The organism is Parafrankia soli, assembly GCF_001854695.1.
Lineage (GTDB): Bacteria > Actinomycetota > Actinomycetes > Frankiales > Frankiaceae > Parafrankia > Parafrankia soli.
This window is the reverse complement of sequence record NZ_MAXA01000140.1, coordinates 1-1,957: the sequence shown is the minus strand read 5'-3', so window position 1 is coordinate 1,957 and position 1,957 is coordinate 1. Positions and strand designations below refer to the sequence as shown.

The window sequence follows — 1,957 nt, the reverse complement described above, 5'->3', positions numbered from 1 at the left end:
GTCACCGCCGCAGTCACGATCTCCCGCTCCCAACCCGCCCTGGGTCACTAGTTGATGGATAACCCCCGTCTCAACTCATCCTGACAGATAGGGAGTGGGCGGATGGGGAGCTGGTTGCGGACGCGCTGCGGGGCGTGGTCGGGTCGGTTGCGGTGCCGGCTCCCGATCCGGACGCGGGCACCCTCGACGCCACGGCACCCGGCGACGGGTGGGCGGTGCGCTGGGGTGTGCAGGTCGATATCCGCCGGATCGCGCTGGACGGACCGACCGATGTGGGGCGGGTCAGTAACTACCTGGCGAAGTACATCACCAAGTCGGCGGCGGCTGGTGGCGCGTTGGATCATCCGGTGCGGTCGCTGGCGGCACTCGGCAGGCTGGTCCTGGCTCCGCATGTGCGCCGGTTGGTGGAGACCTGCTGGCGGCTCGGCCATGACCCGGTGTTCACCGCGGCGTTGGATGCGGCGCTCGGCCGGGACTCCGGCGATGTCCCCCGGCTGCTGCGCTGGGCCCACCAAATGGGCTTCGGTGGCCACTGGTTGACAAAATCGCGGGCGTACTCCACAACGTTCGGGGCGTTGCGGACGGTGCGGCGGGTGTGGTCGCGCACGATCGGGGCGGCGATGTCAGGCCGGGCGCCGGTGGACGCGTTCGGCCGGCTCGACGGTGACCCGGCGACGGTCGCTGTCGGGGAGTGGGCGTACTCCGGGCGTGGCCTGTACGGCGGGAACAGCGACCCACCGGACGGCGCGGCCGGGTCGGGTGCGGATGTCTGGCTGGCCGGGCTATGAGCAGCGAAGCTGCCTTTCAGCCCTCGCTGTTCGACGACTCCCCGGACGGTGCCGATACCGGCGTCGGAGACTCCGCGCTTGCGTTGGTTGGCCAGCAGGTGAGCACCGAAGGTTCTGTCGATCTTTCGTCCGTCCCGGTCGTTGTCCCGGCTGGCACCGAACCTGCCCACGCAACCGGGGTGCGGGTGGGCGGGTGGGAGGCCACCTGTGAAGCCGTACCCGTGGAGCAGGAAGGGCTTCCGGCCGGTGCTGTGGCGCCTTCGTCTCGTGGGCGGGCTCGGCGGCGGATACCTACTCCCGCCGAGTGGGGGCGGGTCCAGGCCGCGCGGGCGCCGCGCTGGTCGGCGCATCAACGCGCGCATGCGGCGGGCATGTTCGGGTTGGCTGCTCCTTCCGGCGGCTCGTAGGGCGGACGGCCGTACCTTCCTCTACGGGAGTGGTACGGCTGTCCGGGCCTTCGGACCTGCCTTTCTATGCTTCTTCGGTGTCCTCGCCCGTCCACTTGATGACAATCAGGTCGGGGTCGAACTGGGCGCCCTTGTACCGGGCCTTCTTGATGATCACAGCGTTGATGTAGTCCTCGACGATCGCCCGTTGCCGCGACAGCGGGTAGTCCTCCCACTCGGCGCGGATCTTCGCGGGTCGCGCCTTGGCTGCCGTCACCGTGACCGTGTGCTTCTTCCGCTCGGCGAGCAACGCCCGTTCCTTGTCCTCGAAGAAACTCAACTGCTCGAAGTACCGATCGGTAGAGATCTTCCGTTCCCGGTAGCGGGCGTTGAGCTGTGATATCTGCTCCTGCGTGTCGGTCAGCTCGGCTTCCTTCGGCCACACGGTCTCGATCCGGGCGACAGTGCRGCCTAGCTCCAACTCGACCTTGGCGATAAGAGCGGCGGTCACGTAGGCGTCCACCTTCACACCGTCCCGAACAATCTTGGAGCATCCCAAGTTCTGCGGGTTGCAGCGGTAGGCGAAACCACGCTGACCGGAACGGGGCATGCCCGACAACTTTCGGGTACACTCTCCACATCGCGTGATACCGCTGAGCAGATAGCGGCGCGCGTTGTGGCCCTTGCCGCCTGTACTCCGCACGTTTGGTTTTCATGCTTTGACCTGCCCGTTTCGTGATCACGGGGGTTTGGTCGGGTCTACTCCGAGGAGGTTGAGTACGC

The 1,957-nt window shown here is 67.4% G+C and carries 2 protein-coding genes; one reads left to right on the top strand and one right to left on the bottom strand.

Features of this window, described 5'->3' with window-relative positions; all coding sequences use genetic code 11:
* Nucleotides 1-77: 77 nt before the first annotated feature.
* Nucleotides 78-788, top strand: a complete 711-nt coding sequence (locus tag BBK14_RS13170; RefSeq protein ID WP_338045458.1) for a replication initiator — start codon at nt 78-80, stop codon at nt 786-788.
* Nucleotides 789-1,259: 471 nt separating this feature from the next.
* Here the strand turns inward: BBK14_RS13170 and BBK14_RS13165 are convergent, their stop codons facing one another.
* Nucleotides 1,260-1,877 (bottom strand): recombinase zinc ribbon domain-containing protein, encoded by a 618-nt coding sequence (locus tag BBK14_RS13165; protein ID WP_083390912.1) that lies wholly within the window; start codon nt 1,875-1,877, stop codon nt 1,260-1,262.
* Between the last annotated feature and the right edge of the window lie 80 nt (nt 1,878-1,957).